Origin of the sequence: Candidatus Pelagibacter communis (genome assembly GCF_001179965.1) — a bacterium.
Lineage (GTDB): Bacteria > Pseudomonadota > Alphaproteobacteria > Pelagibacterales > Pelagibacteraceae > Pelagibacter.
Window position 1 is genome coordinate 1 of the sequence record NZ_CVSH01000049.1, and the last position, 19,666, is coordinate 19,666.

A 19,666-nucleotide genomic window follows, 5' to 3' on the forward strand; every position below is an offset into this window, starting at 1 on the left:
ATAATAAACAGGACATTAATTTTTCTTCAATATCGCAATGTGGTTTCAGCCAAAAACCTTTTCTATCACATATAACTTCTACCCTTATGTATGAATTAGATAGGTCTTTCCCCACGAGTTTTGAAACTTTTTCATACGTATTTTTATTTTGCAATTCTTTAATTAGCTTCATTAAATGTGGAAATTCTATGGAATTTTCTTTGGTTATAAAACATCTAAACTTAAGTGCTTTCCCTCCATGAGAAAGTCCTTTTCTAAATTCTGGAGCACCTCCATCAATAGCTCTTGTACCATCATAATTTAGATCGTGGTCAATTGGATTTGCTATATCGGCATTAACTATTTCATTTATTTGTCCATCAGTGAGAGGTTTATCTAATTCCCAATGTAAAAATGGATCCTCAAATTTTTTTGAATTATTTTCAATAGATTTTAAAAATGACATTATATTTTTTTTTTAATTATATTAGCTACCCTATTAGTTTCATCAAGTTTTTCATAGTTCCATACTTCTAATTTATCTTCCAAATTTCTAATAATATTTAATTTAGTAAATAATTTCCTAAATTGTCTAAACCTATAGTCATCTTTTTTTGATTGAATTTGAGCTACATATATTGGTTTACCCGTCAAAGCAGCTTCGGAAATCATCGATGTTGAGTCGCATGTAATCACTAAAAATTCAGAAATAGATAGAGCAGATAAGTAAGCTTTTTTATCTACATTTTTAACGATTATGGTTTCTTTATCAAAAAAACTGCTTGCATGTTCTATTGTGTTAATTGGGGTTCTCATGGATGGTATTATAATAATTTGAAGATCATATTTTTTTGCTAAATTTTTTAGATTTTCAAAAATTTTTTCTAAATTATTTCTATCATAGCTATAGTACTTATTGGGTCCACCTAAAACTAAAAGTAGCTGTTTTTTATCTCTATTAATATTATTTAATAAATAGCCATGATTATCTTTAATTTCTTTTAATGAGAGATAATGTAATGCACCTTTTGAATTAATTACATTCTCACCACTTAAGCCGTCGTGCTCTGGTGCAATTATATAATCAAAGTTTTTTAAAGAAACTTTCGGGTCCTGAATATGTATATTAATTAATTTTTTTTTTGAATTTTTTTTCAAATATAAAGATGGTATTACACTTTTTCTACCACAAGATATAATTAGATCTATCTCGGGCACAATAAATTTTTTGAAAAATAAATTTGAAACTGGTGTTATTTTAGGCGTGATTAACTTTGCAAATAAATTAAGTTCAACTTTTTGGTGTATGTAATCAATGTCTAATGCTTTTGCTAAACCTTCGACCTGGCTAATCATGCCATGCATACCTTCTGTTAACAATAACCCTTTTAATTTGTACATAAATTACTATATAGCTGTGATATGAATCAAAATCCAACTAAACACACAAAAGTGTTAATAATTGGATCCGGTCCAGCCGGATACACTGCAGCAGTTTATGCGGCTCGAGCAATGCTTAATCCAGTTTTAGTTCATGGTATGGAGCCTGGAGGCCAATTGACTACTACTACTGATGTTGAGAATTATCCCGGATTTGCGGAAGTAATACAAGGTCCTTGGCTTATGGATCAGATGAAAGAACAAGCTAAAGCGGTTGGTACAGAAATGATAGAAGATCATATCTCCTCGGTTAATCTTAAGTCAAAACCCTTTGAAGCCACAGGAGAAAGTGGTCAAAAATATACAGCTGACTCAATAATAATATCGACTGGTGCCCAAGCAAGGTGGCTAAATTTAAAATCTGAACAAGAGTATAGAGGTTTTGGTGTATCGGCATGTGCAACATGTGATGGATTTTTTTTTAAAGAAAAAACTGTTGCTGTTGTAGGTGGTGGAAACGCAGCTGTTGAAGAAGCTATGTTTTTAACAAAGTTTGCATCAAAAGTTAAACTTATCCATAGAAGGAATGAACTGAGAGCTGAAAAAATGCTTCAAAAAAAACTTATGGAAAATAAGAAAATTGAAATTATTTGGGATACAGTTATTGAAGATGTAATCGGCGATAAAGACCCTAAGAATGTTACTGGGATAAAAATTAAGAATGTAAAATCAAATAAAATTGATGAATTAAAAGTTGATGGTTTATTTATTGCAATTGGCCATGATCCAGCAACTAATTTATTTAAAGATCAGGTCAATATGGATAAAGAAGGATATTTAATTACAAAACCTGACTCTACAGAAACAAATATACCTGGTGTTTTTGCAGCTGGGGATGTTAAAGATAAGATATTTAGACAGGCAGTAACTGCTGCGGGAATGGGTTGTATGGCTGCACTAGAGGCTGAAAAGTACTTATCTCACTAATTTTAAATTAATTTAAACTTTCACAAAATAGTTTTATTCTTTTCATGGCTTCTTGTAATTTATCCATAGAAGTTGCATATGAAATCCTAAAAAAACCTTCTAAACCAAAAGCAGACCCTTGGACAACAGCAACCTCGTTGTTTTCTAGTAAAGATTCTACAAAATCTGTATCACTTGTGATTTTTTTTCCATTTTTATCTTTTTTACCAATTAGACCTTTGCAGCTTGGAAATACATAAAACGCTCCATTAGGTTTAATACAATTTATTCCTTCAATAGCATTGAGAGAATTCACAACGAAATCTCTTCTTTCTTGAAAAGCTTTAGCTCTTACTGAAATAAAATCTTGTTTTCCATTTAATGCCTCAACTGCAGCTGCTTGACTGATAGATGATGGATTGGTTGTAGACTGAGATTGAATTTTAGCAATAGCTTTTATGATCTCTTTATCACCTGCAGCATACCCTATTCTCCAACCTGTCATTGCATAAGATTTGCTTACACCATTCATAGTAACCACTTTATTTTTTATTTCTGGTATTTGAGCTATAGTAAAAAATTTAAATCCATCATAAGTAATATGTTCATATATATCATCACTTAGTATATTCACATGAGGATTTCTTTTTAAAACTTGAGATAAATTTTTTATTTCTTGCTCTGAATAACATGCTCCAGTTGGGTTTGACGGAGAATTCAATATAACCCATTTAGTATTATTATTAATTTTCGACTCTAAATCTTTTGCACTTAATTTGAAACCTTGTTCCTCGGAACATTCTATTACCACTGGATTAGCTCCAGCTAATAAAACTATATCTGGATATGAAACCCAATAAGGAGCTGGAATAATAACTTCATCACCTTTATTTAAAGTTGCCATCATTAAATTATATATTACGTGTTTTCCTCCTGCCCCAACTGTAATTTGATCAACTGTATAATTTATATTATTTTCCCTTTTAAATTTTTTGACAATCGCCTCCTTAAGAGCATTTGTACCGTCTACAGTTGTATACTTGGTATCACCACCTTTAATTGCTTTTATTGCTGCATTTTTAATATTTTCGGGTGTATCAAAATCTGGTTCTCCAGCACCCAGTCCAATCACATCCTTCCCGGCAGCTTTCAATTCTTTGGCTTTTTGAGATACTGCTATAGTTGGGGAAGGTTTTATTCTTTTTAAGCTGTCAGATATAATGCTCATTGAAATAATATTTTATTTTAATACTTTGTTTATTATATGCAAAATACATATCAAGATTTAATTACTGATTTAGAGGGAAAAAAGCCAGAAATAAGTGGAAAACTTGAAGGTGGCAAAAAATTCAAAATAGTATCCGATTTTAAACCTGCTGGTGATCAGCCAGCTGCAATTAAAAAATTAGTTGATGGTGCAAATAAACAACAATTTAACCAAGTTTTGTTGGGAGTCACTGGATCTGGAAAAACTTTTACCATGGCCAAAATCATAGAGACTACCAATAGACCAGCTTTAATTTTAGCGCCAAATAAAACTTTGGCAGCACAGCTTTATGGGGAAATGAAAAGCTTTTTTCCAAACAACGCAGTAGAATATTTTGTTTCTTATTACGATTATTATACGCCAGAGGCATACGTTCCAAGATCAGATACTTACATAGAGAAAGAGGCATCGATAAATGAACAGATTGACAGAATGAGGCACTCTGCTACGCGATCTCTTTTGGAAAGAGATGATGTTTTAATAGTAGCAAGCGTTTCATGTATTTATGGATTGGGCTCTGTTGAAGCATACAGCAAAATGACTTTAACTCTTCAAAAAAATTACGACTATAATAGAGAACAAATAATAAAATCCTTAGTTGCTCTACAATATAAAAGAAATGATCAAAATTTTTATAGAGGAACATTTAGAGCTCGTGGGGAATATCTTGAAATATTTCCTTCACATCTTGAAGATAGAGCTTGGAGATTAAGTCTATTTGGAGACAAGTTAGAAAAAATCGAGGAGTTTGATCCTTTAACAGGAGATCAGGTTAGAGAACTTAATTTAATAAAGGTCTATGCAAACAGTCATTACATAACTCCAAAACCAACAGTGGAACAAGCAATTATTAATATAAGAAAAGAATTAGAAGTTACTTTAAAAAAACATAAATCAGAAAATAAATTACTTGAAGCACAAAGATTAGAGGAAAGAACAAGATTTGATTTAGAAATGATTGAAGCAACTGGATCTTGTGCAGGTATAGAAAATTACTCAAGATTTTTATCCGGCAGAAAGCCTGGTGAGCCACCGCCAACACTATTTGAATACTTTCCTGACAATACTCTAATCTTTGTTGACGAGTCTCATGTAACTGTACCGCAATTAAATGGTATGTATAAAGGGGATAGATCAAGAAAAAGTACTTTAGCAGAATATGGTTTTAGACTTCCATCTTGTATGGATAATAGACCTTTAAAATTTGAAGAATGGGATTTAATGAGAACACAAACGGTTTTTGTTTCTGCAACTCCTGGACCATGGGAACTAGAGCAAACTAAAGGAAAATATATTGACCAAGTTATTAGACCAACTGGTTTAATAGATCCTCCAGTGGAAATAAGACCAGCAAAAAATCAAGTTGATGATTTAATGCATGAGTGTAAAAAAGTAATTGAAAACAATCATAGAGTTTTAGTAACTACTTTAACAAAAAAAATGGCTGAGGATCTCACAGAGTATCTTCATGAGAATGGTATCAAAGTAAGATACCTTCATTCCGATATCGATACTTTGGAAAGAATAGAAATCATGAGAGATCTTAGAATGGGAGTATTTGATGTTCTTGTTGGAATAAATCTTTTAAGAGAGGGTTTAGATATTCCAGAGTGCGCTATGGTTGGAATTCTTGATGCAGATAAAGAAGGTTTTTTAAGATCTGAAACTTCTTTAATTCAAACTATCGGAAGAGCTGCTAGAAACATAGAGGGAAAAGTAATTTTATATGCTGATAAAGAGACTAAAAGTATAAAAAAAGCAATTCAAGAAACAGAAAGACGAAGAAAAATACAATTAGCTTATAATAAAAAACATAACATTGATGCTAAAACTGTAAAAAAAGAGATTAGCGACATATTAGAAAGCGTTTACGAAAAGGATTATGTCAAAATAAGCGAGGGGTCGAATATTGGTGGAAACCTAAAAAAACACCTTAAAGGGCTTGATAAAAAAATGAAAGAAGCTGCATCCAACTTAGAATTTGAGGAAGCAGCAAAGATAAGAGACGAAATTAGAAAATTACAAACCACAGAACTTGAAATTACTTTAAATCCAAAAATTAGACAGTACGATGTTAAAAATAAAATATACCCAAAAGGAAGATCAACTTTAGGAATGCCTGGTACAAGAGTGACTAAAAAAAAGGATAAAAAATGGAAGCAAAAAAGATAATTATTACTGGTGGAGCCACAAGAATTGGTGCTGCAATTGCCAATAAGTTATCTGGCCCAAATAAAGAAATAGTTATTCACTTCAACAAATCAAAGTCTAAAGCCGAGGATTTAAAAAAAAAATTATTTTTAAAGGGATCAAAAATATATTTAATAAAAGCTGATCTTAATAAAGATAGTGATTTAAAAAAAATTATCAAATTTGCAAAGTCAAAATTAAAATATTTCGATTGTTTGATAAATAATGCCTCTTTATTTGAAAACGATAAATTGGACAATTTTACATCTCAAAGTTGGGAAAAACACATAACGACTAACTTAAAGGCCCCTGCCTACCTCTCAAAAGAATTTTCAAAAAATATAAAAGGAATAAACAATAATATTATTAATATTCTTGACCAAAGGGTTTTTAAACTAACGCCATTTTTTTTCTCTTATACTTTGAGTAAAACCGGTTTATATACCTTGACCAAAACAAGTGCAATGAGTTTAGCCCCTCAAATTAGGGTTAACGGTATAGCTCCTGGACCTACAATTAAAAATAAAAGACAATCAATGAAACATTTTAAAAATCAATACCTGGCGACACCACTAAAAAAACAAGTTAATGTAGATGAAATTTGTAATGCTGTTGACTTCTTTATTAAAAACAGCTCTATTACTGGACAGGTTGTAGCTTTGGATAGTGGTCAAAGCCTTAATTGGCAAACACCAGATATTTTGAAGGGAAAAGAATGAAAAAAAATAATTTTAAGATTATAAAATTAGATAAAAGTAAAAGTCTATTTAATTACGAAAAAAAAGTTATTATAAGTGAATTAATTTTAAATCTTAAGTTGGGCTATTATGACTTTGAAAAAGAAAAACCTCAAAAAGTAAAGTTTAGTTTAGAAGCAAATTACGAGGATAAAAAACCAACAAATGATAAAGATTTAAAATCAATAGTAAATTACGCTAAGCTTGTAAGATTAGTAAAAAAACTTGTTAAAAATAGACATTATAATTTTCTTGAAACTTTAGCTGAGGATGTATTTGATGAATTATTTAAAGATAAACGAATTGGTAAAATATCTCTTAAAATTGAAAAACTAGAGGTACTAAAAGATTGTTCCTCTGTAGGAATTCAAATATCAAAAAAAAGAAGCCATGATCAGCTCTGAAATAGGAAAAGAAGTAATCAAAAAAGAACTAGCACTAATACCTAAGCTCCCGGGTGTTTACAAAATGATTAACTCAAAAAATGAAATTTTATATGTCGGAAAAGCTAAGAATTTACCTAATAGATTAAAAAGCTACGTGTCAGAAAAAAATCACATAATTAGGACAGAGCGAATGTTGTCTCAGACCAAAAAAATTGAAATAACAACTACTTCTAACGAAAGCGAAGCTTTATTACTTGAAGCAAATTTAATAAAAAAACATAAACCAAAATTTAATATTCTTTTACGAGATGATAAATCTTTTCCATTTATTTTTATTGGTAAAGAAGATAAATGGCCTCAAATTAAAAGGCATAGAGGTAAAAAAGAAAAAAAAGGATTTTTCTTTGGTCCATTTGCATCAGCTGGATCTGCAAATTGGACAATTAAGATGATTCAAAAAATTTTTCATCTTAGAGTATGCGATGATACAGTATTTAAAAATAGAGAAAGACCTTGTATCTTATATCAAATAAAAAGATGTTCAGCTCCATGCGTAGGGTTTATTGAAGAAAAGGAATATAAACAATCAGTTGACGATGCAATAGAATTTGTGTCAGGGAAATCAAGAAAGATACAAAAAAATCTTTCTCAGCAAATGGAAAAAGCTAGTGAAGAACTTGATTTTGAAAAGGCGACAATTTTAAGAGATAGAATTAAATCACTAAATATTATTCAGTCTTCTCAAAGAGTAAATGAAGCAAATCTGGTAGAGGCAGATGTAATTGCTGGTTATAAAGAATCTGGAAAAACTTGTATTCAAGTTTTTTTTTATAGATCAAAACAAAATTGGGGAAACCAAGCTTTTTATCCCAAACACGATGCTGAGGAAAATCTTAGTGAAATATTAAATTCATTCGTATCTCAATTTTATGAAAATAAAAGTGTCCCCGCATCAATAATTCTTTCTGAAAATATAAGAGAAAAAGACTTAATTGAAAAAACTCTATCAAAAAAAGAGGATAAACAAATTAATATTTCTGTTGCAAAAAAAGGATCAAAATTAAAAGTAATCAATCAAGCAATTAAAAATGCAAAGGATAGTTTAAGTAGAAAACTTTACGAAAGCCAAAATAATAAAGAATTATTTGAGTCAGTAGCTAAAAAATTTAATTTAGAAACAAACATTAATTTAATTGAAGTTTATGATAATAGCCATATTCAAGGCACAAATAGTGTTGGTGCTTTAATAACATATGGAGAAGAAGGATTTATTAAAAAAAGATACAGAAAATTTAACATTAAAATTAGAGAAAACAGTCAAGATGATTATGGCATGATAAAAGAAGTTTTAGAAAGAAGATTTAAAAGAGCACTTCAAGAAAAAGATAACTATCTGACTTTTCCTGATCTTGTTTTAATAGATGGTGGTAAAGGTCAATATTCAAGTGCAAGATCAAGTCTTAATGAACTAGGACTTCATGATATCCCCGTAATAGCTATAGCAAAAGGCAAAATGAGAAACAGTGGTAATGAGGTTTTCTTTCATAACGGAAAAGAGCTTAAATTTGAAAAAAATGATCCAACTCTATTTTTCTTGCAAAGAATTAGGGACGAAGCGCATAGATTTGCGGTGAGTGCACATAGAGCTAAAAGAAAGAAAGGTATGACAAGTTCTTTGCTTGATCAAATCGAGGGAATTGGATCGATTAGAAAGAGAGCATTATTAAATCATTTTGGATCAGCTCGAGCTGTTGAGTCAGCAAGTTTAGATGAGATTCAGTCAGTTGATGGAGTTGAAGAAAAGGTTGCAAAAAAAATTTATAATTTTTTTCACGAATGAAAATAAAAATTCCAAATTACTTGACTATAGGAAGAATTATTATAGTACCAATTTTTGTATTCGCATTTTATCTTCCTGGCTTTTATGGAGATTTAATACCATTTGTTTTATTTTTAGTGGCTTCTTTTACTGATTTTCTTGATGGACTATTAGCTAGAATGTTCAAAGAAGAGTCTAAATTAGGAGAGCTATTAGACCCAATTGCAGACAAAATTATTGTAGCTACAGCACTTATTTTATTAGTGATGGATGGAACAATTAGAAATTATGAAGTTATCGCTGCAATAATTATTTTAACCAGAGAAATTTTGATATCAGGTTTAAGAGAATTTTTAGCTAAAGGACAAATTAAACTTCCTGTCTCTAATTTAGCAAAATTAAAAACTTTTCTTCAAATGTTTTCTATTGCACTTTTACTTACTGGTGAAACTGGGAATAAATTAATTAATTTTCAAGACTATAATGCTCAAACAATCGGGATGCTTTTACTTTGGCTGTCAGCTTTTCTGACACTTTATACAGGTTATGATTATTTGAGAAAAGGTATCGACCATGCAATTTCTGAAGATAATAAAAATTAAGCAGCGATTTTCTTTCTTACAATATCTTGATAGCTTTTAGAAAGTTCCATAATAGTATTGCATACTTTAAAATTAAATCTATCAATGGATGAAACTGGAGTTACCTCTGCAGCGGTACCTGTCAAAAAACACCCAACAAAATTTGATAATTCTGATACCTCTATCTTTCTTTCAAATACTTTAATATTTTTTGTTTTTGCTATTTCAATAATCGTACGTCTTGTTATTCCATCTAAAAATGAATCTGGGGTTGGGGTATGTAAATTACCATCTTTATCCTTAAAAAAAATATTTGCACCAGTTGCTTCTGCAACTTTTCCTTCATGATCGAGCATTAAAGAATCTGTGTAACCTTGACTTTCTGCATCATGTTTAGATAAAGTACATATCATATATAAACCAGCAGCTTTTGTATCCCAGGGAATTGACTCTGGTGATGGCCTTTTCCATTTTGAAATGTTTAATTTAATGCCTTCTGTTTTTAATTTTGGGTCAAAGTATGAGCCCCACTCCCATGTTGCAATAGCAACATGAATTTTTGTTTGTTGAGCGGATATTGCCATCATCTCACTTCCACGCCAAGCGACTGGTCTTACATAACCATTATTTACTTTTTGTATAGATATTATTTTTTTACTCGCTTCATTGATTTGATCTTGTGAGAACGGTATAGTGAAACCCATTCTTTTTGCTGAATAAAAAAATCTCTCTGTATGCTCTTCAAGTTTAAAAATAGCTCCATCGTAAACCCTTTCACCTTCAAATACACAGCTAGCATAATGTAAGCCGTGGCTAAGAACATGCAATTTAACATCGCCCCAATCTACTAGATTGTCATTATACCAAATTTTGCCAGATCTTTTATCGTAAGGTATCATAAGAAAAATATATTTTATTAAAAAAATATCTTTCTAAATATAATATGTCAATATAACTTACCAATATGAAAGATCTTTTATATTTAAAAGATGATCATTTAAAAGAGTTTATTGAGAAGCTTTTTGTAAGCTACAGGGAGTCATTTAATGATGCAAAAAAAACACTCGATAAACATTCATTGGGAATAGCTCATCACAAGGTAATACATATCATTTCCATCAATGAAGGGATAACAATTTCTAATCTTTTAAAAAAGCTCAAAATAACAAAACAAAGTCTTAATCGAGTTATTAAAGAGCTTGTTAAATTAGATATCATACTATTTAAAAAAGGGGAAAAAGACACAAGATTAAAACATGTTTACCTGACAAAAAAAGGTATGAAAATTTTTGAAGAAATTTTCTCAGCCCAAAAAAAAAGAATTTACAATGCTCTTTTAAATTCTACTTCGAATGAGGTAAATAATTTTAATAATGTTATAAAAAAAATAATTAATGAAAAAATTTGAAGCACATATATTAGTTGTAGATGATGATGATGGAATAAGAAATTTATTAAAAAAATATCTTTCTGAGAAAAATTTTTTAATCACCACAGCTAGTAGCGCAGAGGATGCTCAAGAAAAAATACTTGCAATTAAATTTGATTTAATTGTCCTAGACATAATGATGCCAGGTCAAAGTGGCTTAGATTTTATCTCACAAAATAGAGGTAAAATTAATACTCCAGTAATTCTTTTAACTGCAAAAGGTCAACCTGATGAGCGTATTGAGGGTCTAGAGATAGGAGCTGACGATTATCTACCAAAACCCTTTGAACCTAGAGAGCTTGTTCTGAGAATTAAAAATATATTAGTGAAAACAAAAATTAGAAGCACAAAAAGACTTATAGAATTTGATAATATTACAATTGATTTAAATAAACTTATAATTCAAAAAAAATCAGAACAATTTAAAATTAATAATACTGAAAAAATTATTTTAGAAAAAATGATAAACTCGCCAGGAGAAATTTTTTCAAGAGACTATATTGGCAACTTGATAGATATAGATAAAGAGAGATCTGTTGATGTAATAATTACAAGATTAAGAAAAAAAATAGAAATAGACTCAAAAAAACCAAAATATCTACAAACAATACGAGGTTCTGGTTATGTTTTATGGATTGAATAGTTTTATAAAAAAATTATTACCTAAACAATTATTTTATAGAGCATTATTAATTGTTGCCGCACCAATAATTATTCTACAAATAACAATATCAATTGTTTTTTTTGATAGTCTTTGGATAAAAACTAATAAAGGAATGACTAGGGCTTTGATTGGAGAAATTAAATTTTTTATAGATGCTTATGATAATGAACAATACAATAAGGACTCTCTTACAAAACTTTTTTTTGAGTCACATAATGTAAAAGTAGATTATCTGCCCCATTCGGTTTTACCAAAAGAGGATTTGGAGAGGTGGTTTAGCCCTATGGACAGAACATTAAGAAGAGAACTTAAGTCAGAATTTTCAAATTATTGGTTTGATACAACTTCTTTAAAGGATTTTATTGATTTAAAAATTAAATATCTAAATGGATATTTTCAGTTTGTTATTCCAAAAGACAGAGTGGCTAATTCTTCTGCAAGAATTTTTGCTTTATGGATTACCTTGCCAGCATTTTTATTAATTATTGTGGCACTAATTTTTTTAAAAAATCAAACTAGGCCTATTATAAATTTAGCAAAGGCATCTGAAAAGTTTGGTCGAGGTGAAGATATTGGAGAATATAGACCCTCGGGCGCATTAGAGATAAGACAAGCTGGATATGAATTTGATAAAATGAGAAAACGTATAATTAGACACTTAAATCAAAGATCAGAAATGTTATCAGGAATAAGCCATGATTTACGAACACCTTTAACGAGAATTAAACTCCAGCTTGCGTTTATTAAAGATAAAGAAATAGAAAAAAAACTGTCTGATGATGTCATTGAAATGGAAAAAATGCTTAATGAATATCTTCAATTCTCTAGCAATAGGTCGAACGAGAAAAGTGAGAATTTTGATATTTCTGATCTAGTATCAAAAACCGTAAGTAAGTATGAAACAAAAAAAATTTTCTTTGAAAAAAAATCTGAAATTCTTTTTATAGGTAGAAAAAATCTTATAAAAAGATCATTGAGTAATTTTATCGATAATGCACTAAAATATAGTGATAAAGTAGTAATTGATATTAAAAAAAGTGCAAACAATATTGTAATTAATATAGATGATAATGGCATAGGTATACCTGAAAAAGAACGAGAAAATGTTTTCAAACCATTTTACAAAATAGATAAAAGCAGAGGAGATTCTAAATCAAGTGTTGGTCTTGGGATGTCAATAGCATCAGACATGATACAATCACATGGCGGTAGTATTAAGTTGGAAAACTCAAGTTTGGGTGGGTTAAGAGTTAAGATTTTTTTACCTTTTTAATTTTAGTCGATTTGTTTTTTTTATTTAATTTCTTTTCAAGTATTTCTAGTCTTTTTTTTACTATTTCTAATTCCTCTTTGGTGGATAAATCTAATTTAAAAATAATCTCATCTTTTTTTGACTTTATAATATTGAGTATTTCGTTACTAAGATCTTTGTATGATATCAAACCTTGCTCTAATAATTTAGCAATTTTATCAATTACGAATTTTGATTTTGTCATATTATGCTTAAAAAAATTAATATATCCTTATAATATAATTTTAAATAATGTTTATAAATAATTTTGACCCAGTTGCATTTACCGTATTTTCAATAGAAATAAGATGGTATTCGTTAGCATATATTTTTGGGATTTTATTTGGATGGCTGATAATTAAAAAATTTTTAGATAAAGATCAAAAATATTTCAAAAATTTAGATGACCTTTTGACCTATATAATTTTAGGTATAATTCTTGGGGGACGATTGGGTTATGTAATTTTCTATAACCCACAATACTATCTAAGTAATTTTTCAGAAGTTTTTATGATATGGGAAGGTGGTATGTCTTTTCATGGGGGACTAATTGGAGTTATTATAGGAACCTATATATTTTCAAAAAAAAATAATTTCAATCCTTACATATTTTTAGACTTGATTTCTTTAGTTGCGCCTATTGGTATTTTCTTTGGAAGAGTTGCCAATTTTTTAAACTCTGAATTGTATGGAAAAGAGACAACTGTTTCATGGGGTGTAACTTTTGCAAAGGTTGATAACGTGTCTCGTCATCCTTCGCAACTTTATGAAGCTGGTTTTGAGGGTATTATACTTTTTTTAATTTTAACTATTTTAGTAAAAAATAATTTTTTAGAGAGAAAAGGTTTTATATCTGCGTTATTTTTAGTGTTTTACTCAACTTTTAGATTTTTTATTGAATTTTTTAGAGAACCAGATCTACAAATTGGATATTTATTATTTAATCTAACGCTGGGGCAAATTTTATGTCTAATTTTTTTTTCAATTGGTTTTTTTTTATTAAAGAAAAATGAAAGATTATAAAAATAAGATAATCGGTCTAGATAAATTTATCAAAAATTCATTATATGATAAAAGAGATGGGTATTATATGTCAAAAGACCCTTTTGGTAAGAAAGGTGATTTTATAACATCCTCAAATATATCAATTTTCTTTTCAGAGATGCTAGCGATATGGATTTTAAGTTTTTGGGAAAAGTTAAATAAACCAAAAAAAATTAATATTATTGATATGGGTGGAGGTAATGGAGAAATGTCTTTTAATATCTTAAATACTTTAAATAAGTTTTCACAATTTAAAAAAAATTATTGTTTTTATATTCATGAAAAAAGTCCATATCTCAAAAGAAAACAGAAATTTAAAATTAAAAATAGTAGTATAATTTGGATTAATAATTTGGAAAAAATTAAAGACGGTCCATGTTTATTTTTAGCCAACGAATTTTTTGACTCATTTCCTATTAAGCAATTTTTAAAGAAAGATAAAGCATGGTTTGAGAGAAAAGTAAAATTTTCTAGAAACAAAAGTTTAGTTTATGTTGACCAAAAAACTAATATAAATTCTTTAGATAAAAAAATAGGAGTTAAGTTAAGTAACAATCAAACTTTTATAGAAATTTCTGAAAATATGATCAAATATTTGAAGTCTATTTATAAAATAATTGCAAAAAAAAATGGTGGTCTTCTGATTATTGATTATGGTTATTTCGACAAAAAGATGAAAAATACATTACGAGGTTTTTCAAATCATAAAATTGTCAATATTTTAGAGCATTATAAAAAATGTGATATTACACATAGTTTATCCTTTGATTTTTTAAAAAAAATTGCAAAGAAAGTTGGATTTAATATTTCTGGAATTACAACACAGGGCAGTTTTTTGAAAAAGTTAGGTATTGTTGAAAGAGCAGAAATGGTATCAAAAAAAATGAATTTTTCAGATAAGGCGAACATTTATTATAGGTTAGAAAAATTGATTGGAAAACAATTTATGGGTGATGTTTTTAAAGTGATGCTTCTAACAAATAACAAAACTAAATTTAAAATTGGTTTTTGAAATTGATTAAGACAAAAAAATTATCGCCCCAAAGGAGTGTTACATATGGGTTTTTTGGATCGAAAGGAGGTGTCTCAAAAGGAATTTATAAAAGTTTAAATTGTGGAGTCGGATCAAACGATAAAAAAAACAATATAAAAAAAAATTTAAGTATCGTATTAAAAAAACTAAAATCAAATACAAAAAAAATTCATTTACCAAAACAAATTCATAGCAATAAATTTTATTTTATTAAAAATAAATCAATCAAAAATAGATTTAAGTGTGATGCATTAATAACCAAACAAATTAATACCCCTATAGGAGTGTTAACAGCCGATTGTGCGCCAATAGTTTTATTTGATCCAAATAAAGAGATAATTTCAGTAATACATGCAGGCTGGAGGGGAGCGCTTAGTGGAATAGTTAGGAATGTGACCAATTTTTTTATTAAAGAAGGATCAAAAGTTGAAAGTCTTGAAATTATAATTGGACCCTGTATATCGCAAAATAGTTATGAAGTAAAAGGTGATTTTTTAAAAAAATTTCTTAAAAAAGATAAAAAAAATAAAATTTTTTTTAAATCTAAAAATAAAAAATATTTTTTTAATCTCAAACAGTACATTATATTAGAGATGAAAAAGCTTGGGATTAAAAAAATTAAACTTATTAATAAAGACACCTTTTCAGGGGTAAATACTTATTTTAGTGCAAGAAGATCACTAAAAAAAAAAGAAAATGATTATGGTAGAAATCTCTCATTAATTATGATTAATTAGGTTATCTCAATGAAATTATTAACCGGAAATAGTAATAAACATTTAAGCGTTAAGTTATCAAAATATCTTAAAACAAAACTTGTTAATTCAAATATAAGAAAATTTTCTGATGGTGAAATATATGTAGAGATTAATGAAAATATTAGAGGTAATAATATTTTTTTGGTTCAATCTATATCATCACCTGCTAACGATAATCTGCTTGAAATGCTATTATGTATAGATGCATTGAAAAGATCATCAGCAAAAAATATTACTGCGGTAATTCCCTATTTTGGTTATGCAAGACAAGATCGAAAAGTAGTTCCAAGAACTTCTATATCCGCAAAGCTTATATCGAACCTTATAACCAAGGCTGGTGCAGATAGAGTTGTGACTGTTGATTTACATGCAGGACAAATTCAAGGATTTTTTGATATTCCAGTAGACAACTTATATGCTACGCCAATATTTTTTAGACACATTAAAAAGAAATTAAAATTAAATAATATTGTTTGTGTTTCACCTGATGTTGGAGGGGTAGCAAGAACAAGAGGATTGAGTAAACTTTTAAATGTTAATTTAGCTATTGTGGATAAGAGAAGACCTGCTCCTGGAAAATCAGAGGTTATGAATATCATTGGAGATGTGAAAAATAAAATATGTATCATGGTTGATGACATAATTGACTCTGGAGGAACAATTGTAAACGCTGCAAAAATGTTAAAAAGTAAGGGTGCCAAAGAAATTCATGTTTACATTACCCATGGAGTACTTAGTGGAGATGCGGTCAAAAAAATTAGAAATTCTCCAATAAAAAATTTAGTAATAACAGATACAATTGATAATTCTAAAAAATTAAAAAATGCAAAAAACATTGAGGTATTGAGTATATCTAATTTACTTGGAGAGGCTTTAAAAAGAATTTCAAATTCCACATCGGTTTCGGATTTATTCAAATAATTTACTTGAGTTATTAAATGAGTTGGGTTAAAACGCGTTTATTTTTATGAATTCAATTGAAGCAAACTTAAGATTAACAAAAACAAAAGGTGACCTTAATTCATTAAGGGCTAAGGGTGAAATTCCTGCTGTTATTTATGGCGGTAAAGAGAAAAATCAAAATATATCTTTTTCAAAAAAAATTCTTAAAACATTTATAGATAAAGAGAATTTCTTATCAAATATAATTAATATTAAGATTGAGGGAAAAGATTTAAATGTTTTACCAAGAGAAGTAGTTTTTGATACGGTTACTGATGAACCAATACATGTTGATTTTTTGAGAATTGTAAAAGGGGGGAAAGTTAAACTTGAAATTCCAGTTAAATTTATTAATTCGGAAAATTCGCCTGGTTTAAAAAGAGGTGGTGTTCTTAACATAGTAAGAAGAAAAGTAGAATTAAATTGCCCCACAGAAAATATTCCATCAGAGTTAATTGTCGATCTAGATGGTGTGGATATTGGTCAAAGTTTCAAGATTTCTTCAATTAAACTTCCAGAAAATGTTGAACCGACAATTAGAGGAAGAGACTTTGTAGTAGCAACACTTGCTGCACCAACTGTAATTAAAGAACCTGAAAAGCCTGCAGAGGCTGCGGAAGGAGCTGAGGGTGCTGAAGGAGAAGCTGCAGCAGCAGAGGGCGCCGAAGGAGAAGCTAAGACAGCATCACCAGACTCAGATAAGGGCGAGAAAAAAGACGATACAAAAAAAGGTGATGATAAAAAAGCTCCTGCTGATAAAAAAGCTGCAGGCAAGAAATAACTTAATTGGAAACTCTAAATAACTCATAATATGCTTTTATTTGTAGGCTTAGGTAACCCCACGCCAAATTCTGAGAATAATAGACATAACATTGGTTTTAAAATTATTGATGCAATAAATCAAAAGTTTGGATTATCAAAACAAAAACCAAAATTTAAGGGTTTATTAACGACAGGTACTATAAGTGGTAAAAAGGTTTATGCTATAAAACCCCTTACATTTATGAATAACTCAGGTGTTTGCATCAGAGAATTAATTGAATATTTTAAAATTGATGCTGAGGATGTAATCGTTTTTCATGATGACCTAGATATAGACTTTGGAAAGATAAAAACAAAATTTGGAGGATCCAGTGCAGGGCATAATGGTATTGAATCAATAGATAAATTTATCGGAAAAGAATATTCTAGAGTAAGAATTGGTATTGGTCAGCCAAAAAATAACATTCAAGTTGCAGAACACGTTCTTCAAGATTTTAATGATGAAGAAAAAGAGGAAATTGGAACAATAACAAAAAATATAACAGAATCACTTCCAATTTTGTTAGATAAAAAGTTGGATCTATTTTCAAGCACTGTTAATAATAAATAATGGGATTTAAGTGTGGTATAGTTGGGTTACCAAATGTTGGTAAGTCTACTTTATTTAATGCTTTGACTAATTCTAATAAAGCTCAAGCGGAGAATTTCCCGTTTTGTACAATTGATCCAAATATAGGAATAGTTCCAGTACCAGACGAGAGACTTGATAAGTTAGCGGAAATATCATCATCAAAAAAAAAAATTAATACTACAATTTCTTTCGTTGATATAGCCGGCTTAGTAAAAGGTGCATCTAAAGGTGAAGGCCTAGGGAATAAATTTTTATCTCATATACGAGAGGTGGATGCAATATTGCACATGATCAGATGTTTTGACTCCTCAAATATTCAAAATGTCAATCAAACAGTTGATCCGGTTAGAGATTTAGAAATAATTGAGACAGAAATGATGCTGGCTGATCTTGAATCAATACAAAAAAGATTAGATAAAAAAAATAAAAAAAGCTTAGATAAAGAACAGCAAGATATTTTAGAGACTACCGCCGACTGTTTAAATAATAATAAAGACCTTATCAAAATAAATGAAAAATTTGATCTTGCTACCATAAATAAATCTGGTCTTCTATCGCTTAAACCTAAAATATACGTATGTAATGTAGACGAGAAAAGTATTAAAAATGGAAATAAATATACCAATTTATTCACTGAAAAATTTGGTAAAAAAAATACATTAATAATTTCAGCAGATATTGAAAATCAAATTAATCAATTAAGCAACGAGGAAAAAGTAAACTACATGAAAATGATTGGTTCGGATGAAACAGGCCTAAAATTAATGATCAAAAAAGGTTATGATATATTAGAATTAGACACATTTTTTACATCTGGTCCTGAAGAAACAAGAGCATGGACCATTAAAAAGAATAGTACTGCACCTAATGCTGCTGGCAAAATACACTCAGATTTTGAGAAAGGATTTATTAAAGCAGAGACTGTTTCTTATGTAGATTTCATAAACAATCAAGGTTGGACACAATCTAGGAGTAGCGGAAAAATGAGGTTAGAGGGTAAAGACTATATCGTAAAAGATGGCGATGTATTAAACTTCAGATTCAACACGTGACCAAATTTTTTTCATACTGAAATAAACTAGTATAGTCAAAATAGTCAAATATATAATTGCTCTAAAACCCATTTTATGTCTTGCCTCTAAATGTGGCTCTGCTGACCACATCAAAAACGTAACAACATCCTTCGCCATTTGCTCTTCTGTAGCTAAAGTACCATCTCCATACTCTATTAAGTCATCCTCAAGAACTTTTGGCATTTTAATTTTGTTTCCATACATAAACTTATTGTAATAAACGCCTTCATCCAAAGTAACTCCAGCTGGAGGCTCTGTATAACCTAATAAGACTGAATAAAGATAATCTACGCCTCCTTTTCTAGCTTTAGCCAAAACAGACATGTCTGGTGGGTAAGCGCCTCCATTAGCTGCTTGGGCTGCCTTCTCATTTGGATATGGCATTGGAAATTTATCAGATAATCTTGCGGGTCTTGAAAACATTTCTCCATCAGCATTTGGACCATCAGTGACCTCAAAACTTGCTGCTATAGATTTTGCTTGAGCCTCTGAAAACTCAGGTCCACCCTTTTCCATTAAATTTCTATAACTTAAATATTTCATTGAATGGCAGGCTGCACACACCTCGGTGTACACTTGATATCCTCTTTGTAATGATGATCTATCAAACTTGCCTAGAGGTCCTTTAAAAGACCAATCTGTCTTTAATAATTCAACTTTTTCAGCGCTATTTATTTGAAGAGGTACGGTAAAAAATAAAAAAGTGATTAATAGAATTTTAAAAGCTCTCACTC

Annotated in this window: 22 protein-coding genes; 16 read left to right on the forward strand and 6 right to left on the reverse strand. The window is 29.5% G+C overall.

The features are described 5' to 3' along the window. On the reverse strand, nucleotides 1-445 hold a 445-nt coding region (locus tag AMN73_RS02055; protein WP_075534625.1), incomplete at its 3' end, for a hypothetical protein. Beyond that, nucleotides 445-1,380, reverse strand: a complete 936-nt coding sequence (locus tag AMN73_RS02060) for a mitochondrial fission ELM1 family protein (protein ID WP_075534626.1) — start codon at nucleotides 1,378-1,380, stop codon at nucleotides 445-447. The genes AMN73_RS02060 and AMN73_RS02055, both read right to left, overlap by 1 nt. Nucleotides 1,381-1,401: 21 nt before the next feature. On the opposite strand from AMN73_RS02060, the gene trxB reads away from it, so the two are divergent. After that, a complete protein-coding gene (gene trxB / locus AMN73_RS02065) occupies nucleotides 1,402-2,346 on the forward strand; it encodes a thioredoxin-disulfide reductase (RefSeq protein WP_075534627.1) in 945 nt (314 codons plus the stop codon). Nucleotides 2,347-2,353: 7 nt separating this feature from the next. Here trxB and AMN73_RS02070 read toward each other — a convergent pair whose 3' ends face one another. Continuing rightward, nucleotides 2,354-3,553: a pyridoxal phosphate-dependent aminotransferase gene (locus tag AMN73_RS02070; protein WP_075534628.1), complete on the reverse strand. Its 1,200-nt coding sequence runs from the start codon at nucleotides 3,551-3,553 to the stop codon at nucleotides 2,354-2,356. Nucleotides 3,554-3,589: 36 nt separating this feature from the next. Here AMN73_RS02070 and uvrB point away from each other — a divergent pair, with 36 nt between their 5' ends. The 5 genes from uvrB to pgsA are packed head-to-tail and all read left to right on the forward strand — an operon-like array spanning nucleotide 3,590 to nucleotide 9,326. Then, on the forward strand, nucleotides 3,590-5,764 hold the full coding sequence (gene uvrB, locus AMN73_RS02075; RefSeq protein ID WP_075534629.1) for an excinuclease ABC subunit UvrB: 2,175 nt from the start codon (nucleotides 3,590-3,592) through the stop codon (nucleotides 5,762-5,764). Continuing rightward, the gene (locus tag AMN73_RS02080) at nucleotides 5,746-6,501 is read left to right on the forward strand and encodes an SDR family NAD(P)-dependent oxidoreductase (RefSeq protein WP_075534630.1); all 756 of its coding nucleotides are present in this window, start codon (nucleotides 5,746-5,748) and stop codon (nucleotides 6,499-6,501) included. The genes uvrB and AMN73_RS02080 overlap by 19 nt, the downstream gene beginning before the upstream one ends. Continuing rightward, a complete protein-coding gene (locus AMN73_RS02085; RefSeq protein WP_075534631.1) occupies nucleotides 6,498-6,923 on the forward strand; it encodes a dihydroneopterin aldolase in 426 nt (141 codons plus the stop codon). Before AMN73_RS02080 ends, AMN73_RS02085 begins: the two co-directional genes overlap by 4 nt. Beyond that, nucleotides 6,910-8,745: an excinuclease ABC subunit UvrC gene (uvrC, locus tag AMN73_RS02090; RefSeq protein ID WP_075534632.1), complete on the forward strand. Its 1,836-nt coding sequence runs from the start codon at nucleotides 6,910-6,912 to the stop codon at nucleotides 8,743-8,745. Before AMN73_RS02085 ends, uvrC begins: the two co-directional genes overlap by 14 nt. After that, nucleotides 8,742-9,326: a CDP-diacylglycerol--glycerol-3-phosphate 3-phosphatidyltransferase gene (pgsA, locus tag AMN73_RS02095; RefSeq protein ID WP_075534633.1), complete on the forward strand. Its 585-nt coding sequence runs from the start codon at nucleotides 8,742-8,744 to the stop codon at nucleotides 9,324-9,326. The genes uvrC and pgsA overlap by 4 nt, the downstream gene beginning before the upstream one ends. Here the strand turns inward: pgsA and AMN73_RS02100 are convergent. After that, nucleotides 9,323-10,204 carry a branched-chain amino acid aminotransferase gene (locus tag AMN73_RS02100; protein WP_075534634.1) on the reverse strand — a complete coding sequence of 294 codons (882 nt, stop codon included), beginning with the start codon at nucleotides 10,202-10,204 and terminating at the stop codon, nucleotides 9,323-9,325. The genes pgsA and AMN73_RS02100 overlap by 4 nt on opposite strands. A 65-nt stretch (nucleotides 10,205-10,269) precedes the next feature. Between AMN73_RS02100 and AMN73_RS02105 the strand changes: the two genes are divergently transcribed. The 3 genes from AMN73_RS02105 to AMN73_RS02115 are packed head-to-tail and all read left to right on the forward strand — an operon-like array spanning nucleotide 10,270 to nucleotide 12,671. After that, entirely contained in the window at nucleotides 10,270-10,713 is a 444-nt protein-coding gene (locus AMN73_RS02105) for a MarR family winged helix-turn-helix transcriptional regulator (RefSeq protein ID WP_075534635.1), read from the forward strand. Then, nucleotides 10,700-11,377 (forward strand): response regulator, encoded by a 678-nt coding sequence (locus AMN73_RS02110; RefSeq protein WP_075534636.1) that lies wholly within the window; start codon nucleotides 10,700-10,702, stop codon nucleotides 11,375-11,377. Before AMN73_RS02105 ends, AMN73_RS02110 begins: the two co-directional genes overlap by 14 nt. Then, on the forward strand, nucleotides 11,370-12,671 hold the full coding sequence (locus AMN73_RS02115) for an ATP-binding protein (RefSeq protein WP_256997830.1): 1,302 nt from the start codon (nucleotides 11,370-11,372) through the stop codon (nucleotides 12,669-12,671). Before AMN73_RS02110 ends, AMN73_RS02115 begins: the two co-directional genes overlap by 8 nt. On the opposite strand, the gene AMN73_RS02120 is transcribed toward AMN73_RS02115, so the two are convergent. Beyond that, nucleotides 12,649-12,894 carry a hypothetical protein gene (locus AMN73_RS02120; RefSeq protein WP_075534638.1) on the reverse strand — a complete coding sequence of 82 codons (246 nt, stop codon included), beginning with the start codon at nucleotides 12,892-12,894 and terminating at the stop codon, nucleotides 12,649-12,651. The genes AMN73_RS02115 and AMN73_RS02120 overlap by 23 nt on opposite strands. Before the next feature lie 47 nt (nucleotides 12,895-12,941). Between AMN73_RS02120 and lgt the strand changes: the two genes are divergently transcribed. Genes lgt through ychF form a run of 7 tightly spaced genes read left to right on the forward strand, consistent with a single transcriptional unit; the run spans nucleotide 12,942 to nucleotide 18,911 of the window. Next, nucleotides 12,942-13,712, forward strand: a complete 771-nt coding sequence (gene lgt, locus AMN73_RS02125; protein WP_075534639.1) for a prolipoprotein diacylglyceryl transferase — start codon at nucleotides 12,942-12,944, stop codon at nucleotides 13,710-13,712. Continuing rightward, entirely contained in the window at nucleotides 13,699-14,745 is a 1,047-nt protein-coding gene (locus tag AMN73_RS02130) for an SAM-dependent methyltransferase (RefSeq protein WP_075534640.1), read from the forward strand. Before lgt ends, AMN73_RS02130 begins: the two co-directional genes overlap by 14 nt. Beyond that, the gene (gene pgeF / locus AMN73_RS02135; protein WP_256997831.1) at nucleotides 14,742-15,503 is read left to right on the forward strand and encodes a peptidoglycan editing factor PgeF; all 762 of its coding nucleotides are present in this window, start codon (nucleotides 14,742-14,744) and stop codon (nucleotides 15,501-15,503) included. The genes AMN73_RS02130 and pgeF overlap by 4 nt, the downstream gene beginning before the upstream one ends. Nucleotides 15,504-15,512: 9 nt before the next feature. Then, nucleotides 15,513-16,445, forward strand: coding sequence for a ribose-phosphate pyrophosphokinase (locus AMN73_RS02140; RefSeq protein WP_075534641.1), 933 nt, complete (start codon nucleotides 15,513-15,515; stop codon nucleotides 16,443-16,445). Nucleotides 16,446-16,491: 46 nt separating this feature from the next. Continuing rightward, a complete protein-coding gene (locus AMN73_RS02145; RefSeq protein ID WP_075534642.1) occupies nucleotides 16,492-17,247 on the forward strand; it encodes a 50S ribosomal protein L25/general stress protein Ctc in 756 nt (251 codons plus the stop codon). Nucleotides 17,248-17,277: 30 nt separating this feature from the next. Further along, nucleotides 17,278-17,838, forward strand: coding sequence for an aminoacyl-tRNA hydrolase (pth, locus tag AMN73_RS02150; protein WP_075534643.1), 561 nt, complete (start codon nucleotides 17,278-17,280; stop codon nucleotides 17,836-17,838). Beyond that, nucleotides 17,838-18,911, forward strand: coding sequence for a redox-regulated ATPase YchF (ychF, locus tag AMN73_RS02155; RefSeq protein ID WP_075534644.1), 1,074 nt, complete (start codon nucleotides 17,838-17,840; stop codon nucleotides 18,909-18,911). The genes pth and ychF overlap by 1 nt, the downstream gene beginning before the upstream one ends. Here the strand turns inward: ychF and AMN73_RS02160 are convergent. Then, nucleotides 18,888-19,664, reverse strand: coding sequence for a cytochrome c1 (locus AMN73_RS02160; RefSeq protein ID WP_256997832.1), 777 nt, complete (start codon nucleotides 19,662-19,664; stop codon nucleotides 18,888-18,890). The two genes, ychF and AMN73_RS02160, sit on opposite strands and share 24 nt — an antisense overlap. Nucleotides 19,665-19,666: the final 2 nt, after the last annotated feature.